Genomic DNA, 23,191 nt, shown 5'->3' on the forward strand with positions numbered 1-23,191 from the left:
GGCAGCTGATCGGCCGGGTGCCGGGCCGGGGTGGTCGGGCCGGGGTCAGGCGGAGGCGAGGCCGTCCTCGGCCTCCAGTTCGGCGAGCAGCTGCGCCAGGTCGTCCGGGTCGGTCCCCTCGGCCTGGAGCTGCACCACCCGCAGGGCCAACTCGGCGACGGTGGGCGCCTCGTAGAAGACCCGCAGGGGCACCTCCACCTGGCAGGCCTCGCGCACCCGGGCGGCGAACCGGGCGGCCAGCAGCGAGTGCAGGCCCAGGTCGAACAGGTCGTCGTGGACGCCGACGGCCGGCAGGCCGAGCAACTCGCCCGCCAGCTCCGCGATCTCCCGCTCGGCGGGGGTGCGCGGGGCGACCGCCGCGTCGCCGGTCAGCTCCGCCCGGCCGGGCCGCGGCAGCGCGCCGCGGTCGAGCTTGCCGTTGCCGTTCAGCGGCAGCGCGGGCAGCAGCACGATCGCCGACGGCACCAGGTACTCGGGCAGCCGCTCGCGGAGCGCGGCGCGCAGCTCGAAGGCGTCCGGCGCGGCACCCGGGGCGGCGACCGCGTACCCGACCAGGCGCTTCTCGCCCGGCTCGTCCTCGCGCACCACCACCGCGGCGGCGCCGACCCCGGGCAGCTCGGCGAGCCGGGCCTCCACTTCGGCGGGCTCGATCCGGTGGCCGCGGATCTTCACCTGCTGGTCCGCGCGGCCGATGAACTCCACCTCGCCGTCGGCCCGGTGGCGCGCCAGGTCGCCGGTGCGGTAGAGCCGGGCGCCGGGCTCGCCGAACGGGTCCGGCACGAAGCGCTCGGCGGTCAGGCCCGGGCGGCCCAGGTAGCCGCGGGCCAGGCCGGCGCCGCCGAGGAACAGCTCGCCGGGGGAGCCGATCGGCACCGGCTGCCCGGCCCGGTCCAGCAGGTAGACGGTGGTGTTGGGCAGCGGGCGGCCGATCGGCAGGCCGTCGCCGCCCACCGGCTCGCCGGTCACCCGCCGGGTGGCCGAGGTGCAGGTGACCTCGGTGAGCCCGTACACGTGCACCAGCGGGACCCCGAGGCGCTGCCACACCGCCAGCCGGTCCCGGCGCACCCGCTCGCCGCCCATCGCGACGAACCGCAGGTCCGGCGGCAGCGCGGCGCCGGTGCGCTCCAGGTCGGCGGTCCAGTCGTGCCAGTAGGCGGTGGTCAGCTCCAGGCCGGTGATCCGGTGCTCCGCCAGGTAGCGGGTCAGGTCGACGCCGCGGGCCAGCAGCCGGGTACCGGGCAGCACCACGGTGGCGCCGGCGGCCAGGGCCGGGAACAGCTCCTCGACCAGCACGTCGAAGCCGGTGGAGGCCAGCTGCAGGAAGCGGTCGCCGGGGGCGAGGCGGAACTCCTCGGCCATCGCCAGGGTGAAGTTCACCAGGCCCCGGTGGGTGAACATCGAGCCCTTGGGCACACCGGTGGTGCCCGAGGTGAAGAACACGCAGGCCAGCGCCTCGGGTTCGGTCGCGGGGGCGGGGCCGGCCGGGTCCGTCCGCTCGGCCGTGCCGCCCGGGCCCGTCCGCTCGGCCGTGCCGCCCGGCTCCTCGACCGGCTCCACCCGCAGCCCGTCGAACAGCGGTCCGGCCGGACTCCCGTCGGTGAGCACCAGCCCGGCGCCGGACAGCTCCAGCAGCAGCCGCAGCCGCTCCCCGGGCAGTTCCGGGTCCAGCGTGGTGAACGCCGCGCCCGCCTTCAGCACCCCGAGCAGGGCGGTGACCAGCTGCGGCGTCGGGGCCGCGTGGACCGCGACCACGCTGCCCGCACCGATCCCCAGCCCGCGCAGCCGCGCGGCGCAGCGCCCGGCGGCGGCCTCCAGCTCGGCATAGCCGGTCGTGCGGCCCTCGTGCTCCAGCGCCGGAGCGTCGGGGGTACGGGCCGCGGCCGCCGCGACCAGGTCGTGCAGGCCGCCGGCCGGGACGGGGCGGGCGGTGTCGTTCCACCCGGTGAGCACCGTGCGGCGTTCCTCGGCGTCGAGCAGCGGCAGCGCGGACAGCGCGGTCCGCGGCGCCTCGGCGGCGGCCGACAGCAGCACGCCGAAGCGGTGCGCCAGGCGGGCGACGCCCGCCGCGTCGAACAGGTCCGTCGCGTACTCCACCGTGAAGGCCAGCCGGCCGTCCTGCTCGACGGCGGTGAACATCAGGTCCATCAGGCAGGAGCCGGTCCGTGCCTCCAGCGGCTGCACGCGCAGCCCGGCGAAGCCGGCCCGGGGCGGGCGGGCGCTCTGCAGCGTCAGCATGGTCTGGAACACCGGGTGCCGGGCCGGGTCGCGCTCGGCACCGACGGCGTCCAGCACCTGCTCGAACGGCACCTCCTGGCAGTCGAAGTCGGCCAGCGTGCGGTCCCGGGTGCGCTCCAACAGCTCGGCGAAGGCCGGGTCGCCGGAGAGGTCGCCGCGCAGTGCCAGGCTGTTGACGAAGCAGCCCACCAGGCCGTCCAGTTCCTGCTGCCCGCGGCCGGCGACCGGGGTGCCGACCAGGACGTCCTCGGCGCCGGAGAGCCGGCCCAGCAGCGTCTGGTAGCCGGCCAGCAGCACCATGAACAGGGTGGCGCCGTGCCGGGCGCCGAGCGCGCGCAGCCGTTCGGTCAGCTCGGCGGTGAGCTCGAACTCGTGCACCGCCCCGGCCAGGCTCGGGACGGCCGGGCGCGGGCGGTCGGTGGGCAGCTCCAGCACCGGCAGCGGCCCGGCCAGCCGCTCGCGCCAGTGCGCCAGCTGTCCGGTCCAGCGGCCCTCGGCGGCGCGGTCGGCCTGCCAGCGGGCGTAGTCGGCGTACTGCACCGGCAGCGGCGGCAGCTCCCGTCCGTCGTAGAGCGCGCCCAGGTCCTCGACCAGCACGCCCATCGACCAGCCGTCGAGCGCGATGTGGTGGATGACCAGCACCAGGACGTGCTCGGCCGGTGCCACCCGCAGCAGCAGGGCGCGCAGCGGCACCTCGGCCGCCAGGTCGAACGGACGGGCGACGAAGGCGTCGACGACCGCCTCGGCCCGCTCGTCCCCGGCGAGGTCGCGCACGGTCAGCGGCGCCTCGCCGACCGGCAGCACCCGCTGCGCCGGCACGCCGTCCACCTCCGGCAGCACGGTGCGCAGCACCTCGTGCCGGGCCGTCAGCGAGCGCAGGGCGGTGGCCAGCGCCACCGGGTCGAGCGCGCCGCCGATCCGCACCGCGGTGGGCACGTGGTAGGCCGGGTTGCCGGGGGCGAAGCGGTCGAACAGCCACATCCGCTGCTGGGCGAAGGAGAGCGGCAGCGGCAGGGTGCGGTCCGCCGGGACGACCGGCGGCAGGGCGGTGGCGGCGCCGTCCGCCGGGCCGCCGTCGGTGCCGGCCGCGGAGCGCAGCCGCTCGACCAGCTCGGCCTGGGCGGCCACCGTGACGGCGGCGAACACCTCCCGCAGCCGCAGCTCCACGCCGAACTCCGCGCGCAGCGCGCCGACCAGCCGGTTGGCCAGCAGCGAGTGGCCGCCGAGGGCGAAGAAGTCGTCCAGCACGCCGACCTCGGGCAGCTCCAGCAGCCGCTGCCAGATCGCGGCGATCGCGGCCTCGGCGGCGGTGCGCGGGGCGAGCCGGTCGGCCGCACCGGCCGCGGCGGCCGGTGCGGGCAGCGCGGCCCGGTCCACCTTGCCGTTGGGGGAGAGCGGCAGGGCCGCCAGCTCCGTCCAGAGCGCGGGCACCAGGTGGGCGGGCAGCCGCTCACGCAGCCAGGCGGCCAGCTCGGCGCCGGACGCCGGTGCGCCGGCGGCGGGCACCCAGTACGCGGCGAGCCGCCGGTCGCCCGGGGCCACCTCGCGCGCCACCACGATCGCGTCGGCCACCGCCGGGTGGCCCTGCAGCACGCCGGTCACCTCGCCCGGTTCGACCCGGAAGCCGCGGATCTTGACCTGGTGGTCGGCCCGGCCGAGCAGCTCCAGCTCGCCGTCGGCCCGGCGGCGGGCCAGGTCACCGGTCCGGTAGAGGCGCTCGCCCGGCACCCGGCCGTAGGGGTTGGGCACGAAGCGCTCGGCGGTCAGGCCGGGGCGGCCCAGGTAGCCGCGGGCCAGCCCCTCGCCCGCCACGCACAGCTCGCCGGGCACGCCGGCCGGGACGGCCCGCAGCAGCCCGTCCAGCACCAGCAGCCGCTGGTTGGGCAGCGGGCGCCCGTACGGGACGGGGGCGGTCGGGTCGGCGTCCTCGGGCACCGGGTACTCGTTGTTGCAGAAGGCGGCCTCGGCCACCCCGGCCGAGTTGACCACCCGGCAGCCGGGTGCGGCGGCGCGCAGCCGCGGCGGCAGCGCGGGCGGCAGCACGTCCCCGCCGATCAGTGCGGCGCGCAGGCTGTCCAGGACCAGGCCGTGCTCCTCCGCGGCGGCCAGCATCGCCTCGGTGCCGGCCGGCCCCATCGACCAGACGGTCACCCGGTGGCGGGCCACCAGCTCGGCCCAGTGCCGCGGGTCGCGAGCCGCCTCCGGCGCGGGGAAGACGGCGGCGGCGCCGACCAGCAGCGGGGCCAGGCAGTCGTGCACGGCCGGGTCGAAGCTCGGCGAGTGCAGCGCGACCATCCGGTCGCCGGGCCCGAAGCCGTGCGAACGGGCCAGCCCGGCGAAGGTGTTGACGATGGCGCGGTGGGTGACGGCGACGCCCTTCGGGCGCCCGGTGGAGCCCGAGGTGTAGACCAGGTAGGCCAGGTCGGCCTCGCCGGCACGGGTGCGGTCGTCGGTGGGCCGGCCGGTGGAGCCGTCGGTGGGGCCGTCGGTGGGGCCGTCGGTGGGGCCGTCGGTGGGGCCGTCGTCCCCGCGGCCGAACTCCGGTCCGTCCGCGGCGACGTCCTCCAGCAGCAGCACCTCGGTTCCGGCCGGCAGTGCGCCCGCGGTGGACCGGTTGGCGAGCACCACGGCCGGCCGCGCGTCGGCGAGCATGAAGGCCAGCCGGTCGGCCGGGTAGGACGGGTCCAGCCCGAGGAAGGCGCCGCCGGCCCGCAGCGTGCCCAGCATGGCGGCGCTGAGCCCCGCGCCGCGCTCCAGGCAGAGCGCCACCGGCACGTCCGGTCCGACGCCGCCCGCCCGCAGCCGGTGGGCGATCCGGCCCGCCCAGGCGTCCAGCGTCCGGTAGTCGACGGAACCGGTCGCGTCGACCACCGCGACCGCCTCCGGGGTGCGGGCCGCCCGGCGGGCGAACAGCTGGTCCACCCGCAGGCCGGCCGGGAGCTCGCCGTCGGTGTCGTTCCAGCCGTGCAGCTCCTGCGCCAGCTCCTCCTCCGTGAGCATCGGCAGCGCCGACAGGCGGGTGCCCGGCGTCCGGACGGCGGCGGTCAGCAGGGTGGTCCAGTGGCCGAGCAGCCGGGCCACCGTCGGGGTGTCGAAGAGGTCCCGGGCGAACTCGGCGAAGCCGGTGAAGCAGCCCTCCTCCTCGGTCAGTTGGAGGTCGAGGTCCAGGTGGGCGCTGTCCCGGGCCACCGCCACCGGCTCGACGTCCAGGCCGGCCAGCGCGGGCGTGGCGGCCGGCGCGTTCTGGAGCACGAAGCCGACCTGCGCCAGCGGGTTGCGCGACAGGTCGCGGCTGGGCGCCAGCTCCTCGACCAGCCGGTCGAACGGCAGCTCCTGGTGTTCGAAGGCGTCCAGCGCGGTGCCCCGCACCCGCTCCACCAGCTCGGCGAAGCTCGGGTCGCCGGCCAGCGAGGTGCGCAGCAGCACCGTGTTGACCAGGGCGCCGACCAGCAGCTCCGTCCCCGGGGAACGGGTGGCGGGCCCGGTCGCCACCACCACCTCCTCGGTGCCCGCGTGCCGGGCCAGCACGGCCTGGAAGGCGGCCAGCAGCACCATGAACGGGGTCGCCCCCGCGGCCCGGGCGAGGTCGCGCACCGCCTGCGAGGCGGCCGCGTCCAGCCGCACCGGCACGGTCGCGCCGCGGAAGCTGCGCACCGCCGGGCGCGGGCGGTCGCCGGGCAGCTCCAGGGCCTGGGGCGCGCCGGCCAGCCGCTCGCGCCAGTGGTCGAGCAGCCGGTCGCCGAGGCCGCCGTCCAGCAGGGCCTGCCGGCTGGCCACGTGGTCGGCGTAGCGCAGCGGCAGCTCGGGCAGCCGGACGGGCCGCCGCTCGGCCCGGGCGGCGTAGCACTCGGAGAGTTCGGACATCAGCAGGCCGAAGGACCAGCGGTCCACCACGATGTGGTGCAGCACCACGACCAGCAGGTGCTCCTGCGGCCCGAGGGTGATCAGTTCGGCCCGCAGCAGCGGCCCCTTGGCCAGGTCGAACGGCTGCTCGGCGAGCCGGCCGGCCAGCTCCCGGACCTCGGCCTCGCCGGCGCCGGCGGCCTCCGTCACGCCCAGCTCGAACACGCGGCGCGGCAGCACCAGCTGGACCGGGACGCCGTCGCGGGCCGGGAAGACGGTGCGCAGCGCCTCGTGCCGGTCGACCAGCAGCTGGAACGCCTCCCGGAGGTGGTCGGCGGCCAGCGGTCCGCGCAGCCGCAGGGCGGCGGCGGTGTTGTAGACGCCGCTGGAGCCCTCCAGCCGGTCGATCAGCCAGAACCGGCGCTGGGCGGCGGAGGCCGGCAGCACCTCGGCGATGCGGGGGGCGGTGGCCACGGGGTGCTCCTTCACGGGGGCGAGGTCGGGGGTCAGGTCGGGGCTGGGGACGGGGGTCAGATCGGGGACAGGGCCGGGGGCGGGCCCGGGGCTGCCGGTGGCGTTCGGGGTGCGCGCGGCGGTCACCGGCCCCCGCCCATCAGCTCCGCCAGCTCCTCGGCGGACAGGTCGTCGAAGCCGGCGGCGTCGGCCGGTACGGCCTCGCGCACCGGGACCGCCGCGGCCTCCTGGGCCTCGGCGGCCGGGGCGCGGCGCACCGCCTCGGCGTAGTCGCCCAGCACGGGGGCCTCGAACAGCGCCCGGACGGGCAGGGCGCGGCCCAGCGACTCGCGGACGGCGGCGGTCACCTGGACGGCCAGCAGGGAGTGGCCGCCGAGGTCGAAGAAGTCGTCGGCCAGCCCGATCCGGGCCACGCCCAGGGCGGCGCTCCAGATCTCGGCGAGCGCCCGCTCCGTGTCGTCGCGGGGGGCGAGCAGCGCGGTCGAGCCGGTGGACCAGTCCGGGGCCGGCAGCGCGGCCCGGTCGAGCTTGCCGTTGGCGGTCAGCGGCAGCGCGTCCAGCGTGACGAAGGCCTCGGGGACCATGTACTCCGGCAGCCGCTCCCGCAGGTGGGAGCGGAGCACGGGCACCAGGCGGCGGGCGGCGCGGCCGCGGTGCGGGTCGTTGGCCCAGTGCGGCCAGGGCAGTTGCGCGTCGTCCCCGGCGGGCGGCAGGGCCGTCTCCGGCTCGGTGCCGGCCGGGCGGAACGCGGCGTCGAAGCGGCCCAGCGGGTCGCCGGCCGCCCAGCTGAGCTCCACGGCGTGCCCGTGGCGGTCGGCCAGCTCGCGCAGCTCCTGCGGGTCCAGTGCGGCGGGCTCGGCGGGCTCGGCGGCCTCGGCGGGCTCGGCGGGCGTGGTGGTCGCGGCGGGCGTGGTGGCGTCGGCGGCATCCGTGGTGGACGCGTCCGGTCCGGCGGCGAGCCGTGCGGCGGTCCGGGCGTCGGCGTGCACCCGGGCGTTGGGGATGCCGGTGACCACCAGCGGGGAGCCGTCCAGCAGCGCCCGCAGCTCGCCGCCGGTCCACGGCACCGTGCGCACCGCGGGGGCGGCCGGTTCGGTGTCCAGGTGCAGGACGACGTCGTAGCGGTAGCGGGTCATCTCGTTGCGGTCGCGCCCGGGCTTCGGGAGCACCTCCACCCGGCCGATCCGCGGGATCTCCCGGCGCAGGGCCGCGAAGAAGCGGGGGTCGAGCAGCAGTTCGTCCTCCTGCCGGACGGCCTGGCGGACCTGGCGGGCCAGTTCGGCGTCGCCCGCCCCGGCCGGCAGGCCCGGCTGCAGCACCGACACCTGGAAGGCGTCCAGCAGGGCCAGGTGCCGGACGTCGCCGATCACCATCCGCCCGCCCGGGGCCAGCAGTGCGGCGGCCCGGGTGAGCACCTCGACCAGGTAGCCGGCGCTCGGCAGGTACTGGGCCACCGAGTTGACGAGGACGGTGTCGAACCGGCCGGCCGCCAGGTCGTCCAGCTCGTGGCCGGCGCGGCGCAGCAGCCGCACGTGCTCCCAGTGCGCCGGGAGGTGGCGGCGGACGTGGGCGACCGCGCTCTCCGACAGGTCGAGGGCGGTGTACTGCTCGCAGTCGCCGGCCAGCCGGAAGAGCAGCAGGCCGGTGCCGCTGCCGATCTCCAGGACCCGGCGCGGTCCGGTGCGCCGGACCAGCGCGACGGTGTCCTCCACCCAGCGCCGCATCTCCTCGGCCGGGATCGGCTCCCCGGTGTAACTGCTCGTCCAGCCGCGGATGTTGAACGTCGGGTCGGCGCCGCCCACCTGCTCGTACTGCTCGTAGGCGGTGTCGAAGACGGTCCGCCACTGGGAGACCTGCTGGGCGTCCTCGGTCCGGTCCGCCGGCTCCTCGGGCGATCCGCCGTCCGCGGGGACCAGGTAGGCGACCAGGCCGGTGCCGCCGCCCGGTGCCTCGCGGGGCAGGACGGCCGCGTGCCGTACGCCCGGGTGGGCGCCCAGCTCCGCCTCGATCTCGCCGAGCTCGACCCGGTGCCCGCGGACCTTGACCTGCTGGTCGATCCGGCCCAGGTACTCCAGCGTGCCTCCCCCGGCCTGGCGGCCGGGAGGTGCCCCCACCGGCAGGCGGCGGGCGAGGTCGCCGCTGCGGTACAGCCGCTCGCCGTCGCCCAGCGGGGAGGGGACGAAGCGCTCGGCGGTCAGGCCGGGGCGGCCCAGGTAGCCGCGGGCCAGGCCCGGCCCGCCGACGCACAGTTCGCCGGGCACGCCGGGCGGCACGGGCTCGCCGCGCCGGTCCAGCAGGTGCACCGCCAGATCGGCGAGCGGGCGCCCGATCACACTGCCGGGGGCGGCCAGGTCGGCCGGGCCGAGCGGGTGCGCGGTGACGTGCACGGTGGTCTCGGTGATCCCGTACATGTTGACCAGCCGCGGGCCGTCGGGGTGCCGGGCGGCCCAGGCGCGCAGCGCGCCCGGTTCCAGGGCCTCGCCGCCGAACACCACGTGCCGCAGCGCGAGCGGCCGGTGCGCCGGTCCGGCCTCCGTCCCAAGAGCCTCGGCCTCGGCGTCGGCGTCGACGAACTGGCGGAAGGCGGTGGGCGTCTGGCTGAGCACCGTGACCCCTTCGGCGCGCACCAGCGCGTGGCAGGCGGCGGGGCTGCGCCGGGCCTCCTGCGGCACCACGGCGATCCGGCCGCCGTGCAGCAGCGCACCCCAGATCTCCCAGACCGAGAAGTCGAAGGCGGCGGAGTGGTACAGCGACCAGACGTCGTCCGGGCCGAACGGCACGTCCGCGGCGGCCGCCTCGAAGAGCCGCAGCACATTGGCGTGGGTGAGCAGCGCGCCCTTGGGGCGCCCGGTGGTGCCGGAGGTGTAGATCACGTACGCGAGGTGGTCCGGCCCGAGCGGGGCCGGCTCCAGCGGCTGTCCGGCCAACGGCTGGTCGACCGCCAGCACGGGTACGCCGTCGGCGAGTTCGGCGTGCTCGGGGTCGGCCACCAGGGCCACCGCGCCGGAGTCGGCCAGGGTGTAGGCGAGCCGGTCGGCCGGGTGTCGGGGGTCGAGCGGGACGTAGGCGCCGCCGCTCTTCAGGATGCCCAGGATGCCGGTGACCAGCCGTACCGAGGGCTCGACGCAGATCGCCACCCGGCTCTCCGGCCCGACCCCCAGCTCGCGCAGCCGCCGGGCCAGGGCGTCCGAACGGCGGTCCAGCTCGGCGTAGCTCAGGCTCGCCGCACCGCAGTTGACCGCGATCGCCGCCGGGCGCAGCCGGACCTGCTCGGCGAAGGCGGCCGGCAGGCTGCGCGCCCGCGGAGCGGCTGCGCGCCGCGCGGCGCCGGCCGCCAGTTCGGCGTCGCGCTCGGCCGAGCCCAGCAGCGGCAGCGCGTCCAGCCGGGTGTCCGGGGCCGCGACCGCGGCCGCCAGCAGGTGCAGCCACTGGTCGACGAACCGGCGCACGGTGCGCTCCTCGTACAGCTCGGTGCTGTAGTCGGCCAGGCCGGTCAGGCCCTGCGGGGTCTCGGTGACCTGGAGGTGCAGGTCGAACTTGGCGGTGCCGGTGTCCACCGCGGCCACCTCCATCCGCAGCCCGTGCAGCTCGATGGCGGTCTCCGGGGTGTTCTGGAGGACGAGCAGCAGGTTGGCGAACGGCGTGCGCCCGCCGGCGTCGCGGTCCGGGCGGACCTCCTCGACGATCCGCTCGAACGGCACGTCCTGGTGGGCGTACGCGGCGAGCGCGGACTCCCGGACCCGGCCCAGCAGTTCGCGGAAGGTCGGGTTGCCGGACAGGTCGGTGCGCAGCGGCAGCATGTTGACGAAGAAGCCGATCAGGCCCTCGGTCTGCGGGTGGTTGCGGTTGGCCACCGGCGAGCCGACCACCAGGTCGCTCTGCCCGCTCCAGCGCTGCGCCACGGCGGTGAAGCCCGCCAGCAGCGCCATGTGGAGGGTGGCGTCGTGCTCCCGGGCCAGCGCGGTGAGCCGGGTGGCGAGGTCGCCCTCCAGCCGCCACGGGAAGCAGGCACCGGCGAAGCCCTGCCGGGCGGTGCGCGGCCGGTCGGTGGGCAGGTCCACGGTGCTGGGCGCGCCGGCCAGGCGCTCGCACCAGTGGGCCAGTTGGGCATCCAGCGCCTCGCCGGACACCCGCTCGTGCTGCCAGAGCGCGAAGTCGGCGTACTGCACCGGGAGTTCGGGCAGCTCGGCCGGCCCGGGCAGCTCGGGGAGCCTGCGGCCGGACGGCTCGGCGGCGTAGGGCCGGTAGTGGTGGGCCAGTTCGCGGACCAGGATGTCCAGCGACCAGCCGTCCGCCACGATGTGGTGCACGGCGAGGACCAGCAGGTGCTCCTCCTCGGCCACCCGGGCCAGCCGGCCGCGCAGCAGCGGGCCGGCGCCCAGGTCGAACGGGCGGCGGCTCTCCTGCTCGGTCAGCTCGGCGAGGGCGGCCTCCCGGGCGTCGGCGGGCAGCGCGGACAGGTTGGTCAGCGGCAGCGCGACCTCGACCCGGGCGTGCACGACCTGCTCGGGCCGGCCCTCCTCGGCGCGGAAGGTGGTGCGCAGGGCCTCGTGCCGCTCCACCACCCGGCCCAGCGCCCGCTCCAGCGCGGGGGCGTCCAGCCGGCCGGTCAGCCGGACGGTGCAGGCGATGGTGTAGAGCGGGCTCGGGCCGGCGAACTGCTCGACGAACCAGAGCCGTTGCTGGGCGAAGGAGAGCGGCAGCCGGGCCCCCTCGGGGCGGGGGGCGATCAGGCCGGCGGCGTCGGTGCGGGCGAGGCCCTGCTGCTGGAGCAGCTTGGCGAGCAGGCGGCGCTTCTCGGCGGAGAGCGCGGCGCGCTGGGGTGACTGGCTCATGGGTGGTCCCGGGCGGTCGGAGCGGGCAGGGCGGTCAGGGGGTGTGGTGCGGGAGCGGGAACTCCCGGCAGAGCCGGGCGACTTCGCCGCGCACCTCGGAGCGGACGGCCGGGTCGAGGGCGAAGCCGGCCTCGCCGTGCGGCACCAGCGCGGTGAGCACCCGGTCGACCAGGGCGGCGCAGCGGCGCAGCTCGACCGGGCCCATGCCGCGCAGCGCCAGGGTGTTGGTGCCGAAGCGGACGCCGCTGGTGATGCGCGGGCCGTGCGGGTCGCCCGGGATCCGGTTGCGGTTGACCACGATCCCGCAGTCGGCCAGTGCGGACTCGGCGATCGCGCCGGTCAGCCCGCGCCGGCCGACGTCCAGCAGCACCATGTGGTTGTCGGTGCCGCCGGTGACCAGGGTGTGGCCGAGGCCGGCGAAGGCCTCCGCGAGTTCCCGGGCCCCGGAGACCACCCGCTGCGCCAGGGCGTGGAACTCCGGCTGGGCGGCGAGGTCGAAGGCGCGTGCCTTGGCGGCCACCGCGCCCAGGTCGGGGGTGCCCTGGAGGAACGGGAAGGTGCCGTGTGCGATCGCCTGGGCGAGGGTCCGCCGGGTGCCGGGCACCGGCAGGTCGGCGTCCCGGCCGAGCAGGATCAGGCCGCCGCGGGGGCCGTACAGCTGCTTGTAGGTGCTGGTGGTGGTGGCGTGCGCGTGGTCCACCGGGCTCGGGTGCAGCCCGGCGGCGACGAGGCCGGCGATGTGCGAGATGTCGGCGAGCAGGAAGGCGCCGACCTCGTCGGCTATCCGCCGGAACCGGGCGAAGTCGACCGTGCGCGGGTAGGCGCTGGCGCCGCAGACGATCACCTTGGGCCGGTGCCTCCGGGCCAGTTCGGCGACCTGCCCGTAGTCCAGCAGGCCGTCCGCGTCGGTGCCGTAGCCGACCGCGTGGAAGAACCGCCCCGAGACCGAGGCCGGCGAGCCGTGGGTCAGGTGCCCGCCCGCGCTCAGCTCCATGCCGAGCAGGGTGTCGCCCGGCTTCATCAGGGTGCAGAGCACGATCTGGTTGGCGGTGCTGCCCGAGTGCGGCTGCACGTTGGCGTAGCGGGCGCCGAACAGGGCGCGGGCCCGCTCCACCGCCAGCCGCTCGACCTCGTCGACCAGCTCGCAGCCGGCGTGGTAGCGGGCGCCCGGGTAGCCCTCGGTGGTGACGTTGGAGATGCTCGCGCCGGCACAGGCCAGTACCGAGGGGTCGGCGCTGCTGGAGGCGGCCACCATGGCCAGGGTCTCGTTCTGCCGGGCGTGCTCGCGCTCCAGCAGGTCGGCCAGCAGGGGGTCGGCGGCGGCCAGGCGGTGCGCGCCGAGACCGGCGTAGGCGGCCAGGACGCCGCTGCTCGTGGTGGTGGTCATGCGTGGCTCTCCTCGTGCTCCTCGCGCCCCTGGCGCTCGTCCTGTTCGGCGAGCAGCCCGTGGGCCTCCTCGTCCGTCATCTCCAGTAGTGCGGCGGCGATCCGGGCCATCGCCGCGACGTCGAGGCCTGCCTCGCGCCCCCGGGCGGCCAGCCGCTGCGCCTGCTCGGCGAGGGTGGGCGCCTCGAACAGCTCGCGCAGCGGCAGCTCGACGCCGAAGGTCTCCAGCACCGCCGAGGCGAGCCGAGTGGCGAGCAGCGAGTGCCCGCCGAGGGCGAAGAAGTCGTCCTGCGCGCCGACCCGGTCGACCTCCAGCAGCTCGGCCCAGAGGGCGGCCAGCACCAGCTCGGTGTCGTCGCGGGGGGCCACGTAGTCGGCGGCGGCCCTCGCGGCCGCGGCGTCGGGCTCCGGCAGTGCGGCGCGGTCCACCTTGCCGTTGGGCGACAGCGGCAGCGCGTCCAGCGTCACGAAGACCGCCGGGACCATGTACTCCGGCAGCTCGGCCCTGAGCAGCGCGCGCAGCTCGGCGGCGGCCGGGGCCGCCCCGCCGTCCCGGGCCGCCCCACCGTCCCGGGCGGGCACCAGGTAGCCGACCAGCCGCCGCTCGTCGCCGCTGCCGCGGGCCGCGACGACGGCCCGTTCGACCCCGGGGTGACGGCGCAGCACCGACTCGATCTCGCCCAGCTCGATCCGCAGGCCGCGCAGCTTGACCTGGTGGTCCAGCCGGCCGATCAGCTCGATCACCCCGTCGGCCCGGGTGCGGGCCAGGTCCCCGGTGCGGTACAGCCGCGCGCCGGCCGGCACCGGCCCGGTGCCGGCGCCCGGGTGCGGGCGGTAGCGGTCCGCGGTCAGGCCCGGGCGGCCGAGGTAGCCGCGGGTCAACCCGGTGCCGGCCAGGCAGAGTTCGCCCGGGACGCCGACCGGGGCCGGCTCCAGCGCCGGGGTCAGCACCACGGCCTGCTGGTTCACCATCGGGCGCCCGTACGGGATGCTCGTCCAAGCCGGGTCGACCTCGCCGACCGGGTAGGTGATCGAGTGGACGGACGCCTCGGTGGCGCCGCCGAGCGCGATGAACGCCAGCTCCGGCGCCAGCCGGCGGAACCGTCCGACCAGCGGGACCGGGATCCAGTCGCCGCCGAAGAAGGCGACCCGGAGCCTCGGCAGCCGGACGTTGCGCTCCTCCCCGGCCCGGACGAAGGCGTCGGCCAGCGCCGGGGCCGAGTTCCACACCGTCACCCGGTGGCGGCGGACCAGGTCCACCCAGTGGTGCGGGTCGCGGGCCCGGTCCGGGTGCGGCATGACCACCGCGCCGCCGGCCGCCAGGATGCCGAGCGTCTCGTAGACGAACATGTCGAAGCTGGGGGAGGAGAGGCCGAGCACCCGGTCGCCCGGTCCGACGCCGTAGGTGTCGTTGAGGTCCAGCAGGTTGTTGACGGCGCCGCGGTGCGGGACGGCGATGCCCTTGGGCGCGCCGGTGGAGCCCGAGGTGTAGATGACGTACGCCAGGTTGTCCGGGGCCGTCCCGGCCGGGCGGCGGCGGGCGGCGGGCCACTGCTCGGCGTCCTCCACCTCCAGCAGCGCGGCCCCGCCGGCCGGCAGCAGGCCGGCCAGGGCGCGCTCGGTGAGCACCACCGGCGGCGCCGCGTCGCGGAGCATGAAGGCCAGCCGCTGCTCCGGGTAGGCCGGGTCCAGCGGCAGGTAGGCGCCGCCGGCCTTGAGCACGCCGAGCACGGCGGCCACCAGCGCCGGGCCCTTGGCGAGGCAGACGCCGACGGTGCTGTCCGGTCCGACGCCCAGGTCGGCCAGCCGGCCGGCGATCCGCTCGGCGAGCGCGTCCAGCGCCGCGTAGCTCAGCTCGCCGCCGGCGTGGAGGACGGCCGGCGCCTCCGGGTGCACGGCCAGCCGCTCCTCGAACAGCTCGTGCAGACAGGCTCCGGCCTGCGGGTAGCCGTGGGCGGTGTCGTTCCACTCCACCAGGGCGCGGTGGCGCTCCGGCGGGGTCAGCATCGGCAGCGCCGACAGCCGGGTGTCGGGGGACGCCACGGCGGCGGCCAGCAGGGTGCGCCAGTGCCCGAGCAGCCGCTCCACCGTGGCGGCGTCGAAGAGGTCGCTCGCGTACTCGACGGTGCCGGTGAACGCGCCGTCCACCTCGCGCAGTTGGAGGTTGAGGTCGAGCTGTGCGCCGCCGCGCGGCACCTCCCGGACGGTCACCGCCAGGCCGGGCAGCTCGGGGGCGGCCAGCGGCGCGTTCTGCACCAGCAGCAGCGACTGGACCACCGGGTTGTGGCTGAGCGCCGGGCCGGTCGACCGCTCGGGCAGCATCCGCTCGAACGGCAGCTGCTGGTGTTCGAAGGCGCCCAGCGCGGCCCGGCGGACCCGGGCCAGCAGGTCGGCGAAGGTGGGGTCGCCCGACAGTGAGGTGCGGATCGGCAGGATGTTGACGAAGCAGCCGATCAGCCCCTCGGCCTCGGCCGGGCGCCCCCCGGCGCCGGTGCCGACCACGATGTCCTCGCCGCCGCTGTGCCGCGCCAGCACCGCCTGGAAGGCGGCCAGCAGCGCCATGAACGGGGTCACCCCGGCCCGGCGGCACAGCGCCCTGACGGCGGTGGACAGTTCGGCCGGGAGCCGCACCGGCAGCGCGGCCCCGCGCAGCGACTGCACGGCGGGGCGCGGGCGGTCGCAGGGCAGCTCCAGCAGCTCCGGCGCGCCGGCCAGCCGCCGGCGCCAGTACGCCCGGTCCTCCTCCTCGCCGGCCGCCCGGACCTCACCCTCCCAGACCGCGAAGTCGCCGTACTGAATGGGCAGTTCGGGAAGCTCGGCGGCTCGGCCGGCGTAGCACTGCGCCAGCTCGGCCAGCAGGATGCCGACCGACCACATGTCGGCGACCAGGTGGTGCACGGTGACGGCCAGGACGTGCCGCTCCGGCGCCAGCCGGTGCAGCACCGCGCGCAGCAGCGGGCCGCGGGCCAGGTCGAAGGGGCGGGCGGCGTCGGCGGCCAGCGCGGCGTCCAGCCCGGCGGGCGGGGTCTGCCGGATCTCCAGGGCGAACGGGCCCGGCTCGCCGACCAGTTGGACCAGCTCGCCGTCGGCCTGCTCGAAGCAGGTGCGCAACGACTCGTGTCGGCCGACCAGTTCGGTCAGCGCGGCGCTCAGCGCGGCGGTGTCGAGCGGGCCGTCCAGCTCCAGGGCGAACGGCAGGTGGTAGGCGCTGGTACCGGGGGTCAGCCGCTCCACCAGCCAGATCCGGCGCTGCGCCGAGGTGGCGGGAAAGGCGAACTGCTGCATGGTCTGCTCTGCTCTCTGCCGGTCGAACGGCTCGGGTTCGGGCTCGTGGCCGGCGGCGGCTGCGGGGCCGGGGGCGGGTTCGGTGGGTTCGGTGGCGGTGGCGGTGGCGGTGGCGGTGGCGGGTTCGGTGGCGGTGGCGGGTTCGGTGGCGGGGGCGGTCATGCGCCGGTCACCAGGTAGGCGGCGGCCGCGGCCCCCAGGCCGGCCGGTATCCGCAGGTCGGGTCGGAGCGGGGCGGCCGCGTGACGGGCCCGGCCGCCGCCGGTGACGTGCAGCAGCACGGTCTCCCCGGGCCGGATCCGCCCGGTGGCGACCGCCTGCCGCAGACCGGCCAGCGCCACCGCCGCGGCCGGTGCGACGTCGACGCCCTCGACCTCGGCGAACAGCCGCCCGGCGGCGACCGCCTCGGCGGTGTCCGCGGCCCGCAGCTCCCCGCCGCTCTCGGTGAGGATCTCGCGCACGCCGCCGGCCACCGCGTAGGGCGGCTTGCGGGTGGTCAGCTCCTGGGCGTGGGAGGCGGCGATCGCCGCCCGGACGGCCGGGCCGGAGCCGACGACCGGCTCGGCCAGGCCGTCCTGCCAGGCGCGGACCATCGGGGCGAACACGGTGTTCTGGCAGAGGGTCAGCCGGGGCAGGCCGCCGTTCGGGTCGTCGGGGCCGCCGTCCGGGCCGTGCGCGGCCGGGAATCCGGCCGCCAGCAGCCGCTTGGCGGCCTGGTGCGCGGCGATCGCACCGGCCCCGCTGCCCACCGCCTGCACGTAGTGGTCGGGCAGCCGGCCGATCGTCTCGGCGGCCGCCAGCAGCGCGGTGCCGAGGCCGTCCCGCCGGGCCACGTTGCGGGTGCCGCCCTCGGCCCGGTGGCCCGGTCGGGCGGCGATCGCGTCGGCCAGCTCGATGGCGTCGGTGTAGTCGCCGTCCACCGTCACCAGCCGGACGCAGTCGGCCCGTTCGCCGGCGGCGGCGAGTGCGGGCAGCGCCGTCTCCGGTACCACCAGCACGCACTCCACCCCCTGCTGCGAGCAGGCCCGCAGGAAGGCCGCGGCGGTGTTCCCGGCGGACGCGACCACCAGCACCGGCGGCCGCTCGGGCAGCCGGGCCAGCACCGCCTGCGCCTCCAGCTCCTTGAAGCTGCCGGTGGCGAGGGCCGCACCGCGCTCGGGCCAGTAGCCGCTGAACGCGACCCAGAGGTCGGTCAGGCCCAGCGCGCGGCCCAGCCGCTCGGCCCGGTAGGTGGCGCCGCCGCTGCCCTCGGGCAGCGCCCGGCCGGCGGTCGGCAGCCAGCAGCGGTAGCGGAACGGGCCGCTGCCGGGGCCGGGGGCGAACGCGGTGGCGTACTCCGTGCTCAGCAGGCCCGGCCGGTGCGCCGCGCCGCAGTCCAGCCGCAGCCCGTCGTCCTGGTAGCCCTCCCGGCAGACCGGACAGCGCAGCAGGTACGGGCGGTCCGCCGGGGTGGCGGGTCCGGCGGCCGGCCGGGCGGAGGGGACGTAGGGGGCGGAGGTCATCGGCCCTCCCCGGCGGTGGACGGGACGGCAGCGGACCGGCCGACGGCGGCCGGGACGCCGGCCGACGGACCGCCGGCGGAGGCGCCGGCGAGCGCCGGCCGCAGCGCACCGTCGGAGCCGCGGCCGACGGCGTACCGGGAGCGGTCCACCCGGGTCGGACCCGGCCGGCCCGCGGCGGCCGCCCGGCCCGGCCGCGCCACCGCCGCGTCCACCAGGGCGGCCACGGCCGCGACCGTGGGCCGGTCGAACAGCCGGTGCAGCGGCAGCTCGGCCCCGAACTCGGCCCGGGCACGCTCGGCGAAGCGGGCCAGCAGCAGCGAGTGCGCGCCCCGGTCGAACAGGTCCTCGTGCCGGCCGACCGGGCCGGTCCCGAGCAACTCGGCCAGCAGCGCGGCGATCCGCTCCTCGGTCGGCCCGACCGGCGGCTCGGCGCCGCCCGCGGGTCCGTCCGCGGGGCCGCCGGCCGCCGGGACGGCCTCCGGCACGGGCAGCGCCCGCCGGTCGACCTTGCCGTTGGCGGTCAGCGGCAGCGCGTCCAGCGTCACCAGCAGGGAGGGGACGGCGTAGCCGGGCAGGGTCCGCCGCAGCTGCTCGCGCAGCTCGGCGGGCGCCGCGAGCGCGCCCGGCTGCGCCGGCTCGTGCTGCTCGGCGCCCGGCTGTGCCGGCTCGTGCTGCTCCGCGCCGTGCTGTTCGAGGAAGGCGACCAGCCGGGCCCGGACGCCCTCGCCGTCCACCACCACCGCCGCCCGGCGCACCGCGGGCAGCCGTTCCAGCGCGGTCTCGATCTCGCCCAGCTCGATCCGGTGCCCGTGCAGCTTGACCTGGGTGTCGGCGCGGCCGACGAAGAGCAGCGCGCCGTCCGCGCCGCGCCGCACCAGGTCCCCGGTGCGGTAGAGCCGGGCCCCCGGCTCGGCGCCGAAGGGGTCGGGCACGAAGCGTTCCGCGGTCAGACCGGGCCGGCCGAGGTAGCCGTGGGCCAGGCCCTCGCCGCCGATCAGCAGCTCGCCGGTGATGCCGGCGGGGACCGGCCGCAGGGCCGGATCGACCAGGTGGAGGCGGGTGTTGGCGACCGGCGTCCCGAGCGGCAGCTCGCCGCCGGCCGCGGTCAGCTCGCCGCGCACCGACCAGACGGTGGTCTCGGTCGGGCCGTAGACCTGCCACAGCCGCACGCCGCGGGCCAGCAGCCCGGCGGCGAGCTCGGCCGGCAGCCGCTCCCCGCCGCACAGCGCGGTCAGCCCGGGGGTGCCCGACCAGCCGGCGTCCAGCAGCAGCTGCCAGGTCACCGGGGTGGCCTGCAGGTGGCTGACCCCGTCGGCCTCCAGGCAGGCCCGCAGGCGCGAGCCGTCGCCGGCCGTCGCCGCGTCCGCCAGGTGCACGGTCCCGCCGGTGACCAGCGGCAGGAAGTACTCCAGCGCCGCGATGTCGAAGGCCGGGGTGGTCACCGAGAGCCAGCCGGCGCCGGGGGCGGGCGCGAGGTCGCGCTCGAAGGAGGCCAGCAGGTTCGCCAGCGCCCGGTGCGGCACCACCACACCCTTGGGGCGGCCGGTCGAGCCGGAGGTGTGCAGCACGTAGGCCGCCGCCTCCGGGTCGATCACCGTGTCCGCCGTGCGCCGGGCCTCGCCGATGGTGTGGACCGGCAGCACCTCCCAGTCGCCGCCGGGCACCCGGTCGGCGGGCAGGTCGGTCAGCACCGCGGCGGCGCCGCCGTCGGCCAGCACCAGGGCCAGCCGCTCGGCCGGGTGGCCGGGGTCCAGCGGCAGGTAGGCGGCACCGGACTTGAGGACGCCGAGCAGCGCGGCGAGCAGCCGCGGGGTGCGCGGCAGCAGGACGGCCACCGTCCGGCCCGGACCGATGCCGAGGGCGCGCAGCCGCTCGGCGACGCCGTCGGCCAGCCGGTCCAGGGTGCCGTAGTCCAACTGCTCGCCGCCCCCGGGGCCGGCGGCGCGGACCGCCACCGCCAGCGGGGTGCGGGCGGCCCGGGCCTCGAAGCGGCGCACCACGCCGTCGGCGGGGTCGTACGCGAGCGCGGTGTCGTTGCCCTCGGCGAGGAGCGTCCGGCGCTCGGCCGGGGTGAGCAGCGGCAGCTCGCCGACCGGCCGGGCGGCGTCGGCAGCGATCTCCGCCAGCAGGACGGCGAACCGGGCGGCGAAGCGCTCGGCGCTCGCCGGCAGATAGCGGTCGGTGTCGTAGCGGACCGACCCGGCCAGACCGCCCGCGGCCGCCCCCAGGGTGAGCTGGAGGTCGAACTGGCTGCCGCCGACCGGCAGCGCCAGCGTCGAGCACTCCAGGGCGCCCAGGGTGAACGGGACGCCGTCGCGCCCGGTGGCCATCGCCACCAGCGCCTCGGCATGCCCGCCCGGCGCCTGCTGGAGGCTGAACAGGCTGCGCACCAGGGGCCGGCCGCCCTGGTCGCGGTCCGGGCGGACCAGCTCGACCAGCGCGGGGAACGGCACCGCGGCAGCGTCCAGCGCGGCGCCCGCGTCCTCCCGCACCCGGGCCAGCAGCGCGGTGAACGGCTCGGCGGCGTCGATCCGGGCGCGCAGCGGCACGGTGTTGACCAGACAGCCGACCGTGCCGGCGAACTCGGCGTCCGTACGGCCGTGGGTCGGGGTGCCGACGACGACGTCCGACTCGCCCGTGCAGCGGGCCAGCAGCAGCTGGAAGGCGGCCAGCAGGACGACGTACAGCGTGCTGCCCTCGCGCCGGGCCAGCGCCGTCAGCGCCTCGGTGGTGGCGGCGTCCACGGCCAGCGGCACGGCCGCGCCGCGCATCCGCTGGTGTTCGGGCAGCGGCAGGTCGGCGGGGAGCGACGTCCCGGTGCGGACCCCGGCCAGGGCGGTGCGCCAGCGGTCCAGGCTGCGCCGCCCGGCGGGGGTACCGGTGAGCGCGGCCTGCCGGCGGGCGAAGGCCGCGAACGGTGCGGCGGCGGTCTGCGTGACGACGGTCTCCGCGGCGCCGCCGAGCGGCTCGCCGCGCAGCGCCGCCGGGTAGTCGGCGGCCAGCTCGTCCAGCAGCAGGGACAGCGACCAGAGGTCGGCGACCAGGTGGTGGGCCGTCAGCACCAGCCGGTCGCCGTCCTCGGCGCCGGTGAACAGCCGGGCCCGCAGCAGCGGTCCGGTCTCCAGGTCGAAGGGTTGCTCGGCCGCCCCGGTCAGGCGCTCGGCGAGTTCGGCCGCGCTCCAGGCAGCGGCGTCGACCTGCTCGAAGACGGGCGGGAGCTCGGCGTGCACCCGCTGCACCGGACCGGACGCGGTCCGCGGGAAGGTGCTGCGCAGGACGGCGTGCCGCCGGGCCAGGCCGGTGAGGGCGGTGTGCAGGGCCGCCGGGTCGAGTCCGCCGTGCACCCGGAAGGCGGCGGAGACCAGGTAGGCGGGGCTCTCCGGGGCGATCTGGTGCAGCAGCCGCAGCGCGGCCTGGTTGGGGGAGAGCGGGTGGTCGCCGGGCTCGGTGGCCGGGTCGGGTGCGTCCGTCGCGACGGCCCCCGGGCTCTCCGCGGCCGCCTCGTCGAGGCGCTCGGCGAGCAGCCCGGCCAGCCCGGCCAGGTCCAGGGCGAGCGCCTCGGCCAACCCCAGGTCGACGCCGAGGGCGGCGCGCAGCTCGTGCCGCAGCCGGACGGCGCCGAGCGAGTCCAGGCCCAGCTCGGCGAGGCGCTGCCCGGGCGCCAGCTCCTCGGCGGCCAGCCCGAGCCGGGCGCCGAGGAGCATACGCAGCGCGGCCAGCAGCAGCGCCGGGCGCTCGGCCGGACCGGCCGTCAGGAGCGCCCCGGCGTCCAGACCGGCCGACCGCTCGTCCGCGGCGCCCTGCGGACGCCCGCTGTGGGCGAGCGCGGTGAGGCCGCCGTCGCGGTAGGAGGCGGCGCACACGTGGCGCTGCACCTTGCCGCTGGACGTGCGCGGCAGCGTCGAGGCGCGGATCAGCACCACCGCCGCCGGCCGCACCCCGTGCGCCTCGGCGACCGCCTCGCGCACCGCGCGGGCCAGCGCCGGCAGATCGCCGTCCTGGTGGTCGCGCGCCACCTCCTGGACGATCACCAGCTCGGCCGCACCGGCCAGTTCGACCTGGACGGCGGCGCCGCAGTTGGCACGCAGTGCGGGGTGGACGGCGGCGACGGTCTGCTCGATGTCCTGCGGGTAGTGGTTGCGGCCGCGGACGATGACGAGGTCCTTGAGCCGCCCGGTGACGTACAGCTCGCCCTCGTGCAGCAGGCCCAGGTCGCCGGTGCGGAGGAAGGCGTGGTCGTCGGCGGGTCCTCCATCGGCGAGGCGGGCGCCGAAGGTGGTGGCGCTGTGCTCCGGGCGGTTCCAGTAGCCCTGCGCCACGCTCGGGCCGGAGAGCCAGATCTCGCCGATCGCGCCGGCCGGCACCGGCCGGCGGGTCACCGGGTCGACGATCTCCAGCCGCTGGGACGCGTCCGGGCGCCCGCTGCTGACGAGTTCGGTGGTCCCGGCGAGGCCGTCGGCCGCGGTCGCCCCGGTGGCGGTGCTCGCCCCGGTGGCGGTGCTCGGGTCGGTACCGGCGCTCGGGCTGGTACCGGCGCTCGCGTCGGCGCCGTGGGAGGCGCCGGCGAGCAGGGCGTTCGGGGCGGAGTAGCGGGCCGGCTCGGTGCCGTGCGGCTTGCAGGAGACGATCAGCGTGGCCTCGGCCAGCCCGTAGCACGGGGTGAAGGCCTCGGCCCGGAAGCCCGCCGGGGCGTAGGCGGCGGCGAACCGCCGGAAGGTTTCGGCGCGCACCGGCTCGGCCCCGTTGAACGCCACCTCCCAGCTGCTCAGGTCGAGCCCGGCCAGCACCTCGGGGGTGGCCAGGTCGGCGCAGAGGTCGTAGGCGAAGTTGGGCCCGCCGCTGACCGTCGCCCGGGTGCGGCTGATCTCGCGCAGCCAGCGCAGCGGGTCCTGGGCGAAGGCGGTGGGCGCCATCAGCGAGCAGGACCCGGCGTAGTACAGCGGCTGGAGCATGCCGCCGATCAGGCCCATGTCGTGGAAGAGCGGCAGCCAGGACATGCCGCGGGTGCTGCCGGTGGTGCGGAAGGCCCGCTGGATCAGCGCCGAGTTGTGCAGCAGGTTGCCGTGCGTCAGCACCACGCCGCGCGGGGCCGAGGTGGAGCCGGAGGTGTACTGCAGGAACGCCACGGTGTCGGCACCGACCTGCGGGCGCACCCAGCCCTCCGCCTCCTCCTCGGGCACCCGGTCGGTCGCCAGCAGCCGCAGCACGTCCATCACCGCGCCGTCCGGGTCGCCGGGCAGCAGCCGGTCGCGGACGGCGGCGGTGGTCAGCGCCACCGTCGCCCCGCAGTCCGCGACGATGTCGACCAGCCGCTCCAGCGAGCGCGGCCGGCGGTTGGGCGGATACACCGGCACCGCGACGGCCCGCGCGTACAGGCAGCCGACGAAGGAGACCACGTAGTCCAGGCCCGGCGGCTGGAGCAGCAGCACCGGACGGTCGGTCAGACCGAGCCGCTGCAGCCGGGCGGCGACGGCCCGGGCCCGCCGGTCCAGTTGTCCGTAGCTCAGGCGCTCGGCCGGCGCGTCCTCCCTCCCGGAGAACTCGAAGGCCGTGCGGTCCGGATCCGCCGCCGCGGTGGCGGCGATCGCCGAGATCCAGTCCTGGTGCTCTAGTCGCGGGTCCACGCGTTCT

6 protein-coding genes are annotated in these 23,191 nt (G+C 77.5%); all 6 read right to left on the reverse strand.

Features of this window, described 5'->3' with window-relative positions; genetic code table 11:
* Positions 1–45: 45 nt before the first annotated feature.
* Entirely contained in the window at positions 46–6,552 is a 6,507-nt protein-coding gene (locus RMN57_RS32720; protein ID WP_313766904.1) for a non-ribosomal peptide synthetase, read from the reverse strand.
* A gap of 122 nt (positions 6,553–6,674) precedes the next feature.
* Entirely contained in the window at positions 6,675–11,387 is a 4,713-nt protein-coding gene (locus tag RMN57_RS32725; RefSeq protein WP_313766905.1) for a non-ribosomal peptide synthetase, read from the reverse strand.
* Between the two features lie 34 nt (positions 11,388–11,421).
* The gene (gene glyA, locus RMN57_RS32730; RefSeq protein ID WP_313766906.1) at positions 11,422–12,774 is read right to left on the reverse strand and encodes a serine hydroxymethyltransferase; all 1,353 of its coding nucleotides are present in this window, start codon (positions 12,772–12,774) and stop codon (positions 11,422–11,424) included.
* The gene (locus RMN57_RS32735) at positions 12,771–16,220 is read right to left on the reverse strand and encodes an amino acid adenylation domain-containing protein (RefSeq protein WP_313766907.1); all 3,450 of its coding nucleotides are present in this window, start codon (positions 16,218–16,220) and stop codon (positions 12,771–12,773) included. Before RMN57_RS32735 ends, glyA begins: the two co-directional genes overlap by 4 nt.
* Positions 16,217–17,560 carry a cysteate synthase gene (locus RMN57_RS32740; RefSeq protein WP_313766908.1) on the reverse strand — a complete coding sequence of 448 codons (1,344 nt, stop codon included), beginning with the start codon at positions 17,558–17,560 and terminating at the stop codon, positions 16,217–16,219. Before RMN57_RS32740 ends, RMN57_RS32735 begins: the two co-directional genes overlap by 4 nt.
* Positions 17,557–23,184 (reverse strand): non-ribosomal peptide synthetase, encoded by a 5,628-nt coding sequence (locus RMN57_RS32745; RefSeq protein WP_313766909.1) that lies wholly within the window; start codon positions 23,182–23,184, stop codon positions 17,557–17,559. Before RMN57_RS32745 ends, RMN57_RS32740 begins: the two co-directional genes overlap by 4 nt.
* Positions 23,185–23,191 lie beyond the last annotated feature (7 nt).

This window comes from Kitasatospora sp. CM 4170, assembly GCF_032110285.1.
In the GTDB taxonomy this organism is placed as follows: domain Bacteria; phylum Actinomycetota; class Actinomycetes; order Streptomycetales; family Streptomycetaceae; genus Kitasatospora; species Kitasatospora aburaviensis.

Excerpts from the sequence above, each read along its gene's own strand:
- glyA (WP_313766906.1), bottom strand. The coding sequence starts at position 12,774 with ATGACCACCACCACGAGCAGCGGCGTCCTGGCCGCCTACGCCGGTCTC.
- RMN57_RS32740 (WP_313766908.1), bottom strand. The coding sequence starts at position 17,560 with ATGACCTCCGCCCCCTACGTCCCCTCCGCCCGGCCGGCCGCCGGACCC.
- RMN57_RS32725 (WP_313766905.1), bottom strand. The coding sequence starts at position 11,387 with ATGAGCCAGTCACCCCAGCGCGCCGCGCTCTCCGCCGAGAAGCGCCGC.
- RMN57_RS32735 (WP_313766907.1), bottom strand. The coding sequence starts at position 16,220 with ATGACCGCCCCCGCCACCGAACCCGCCACCGCCACCGAACCCGCCACC.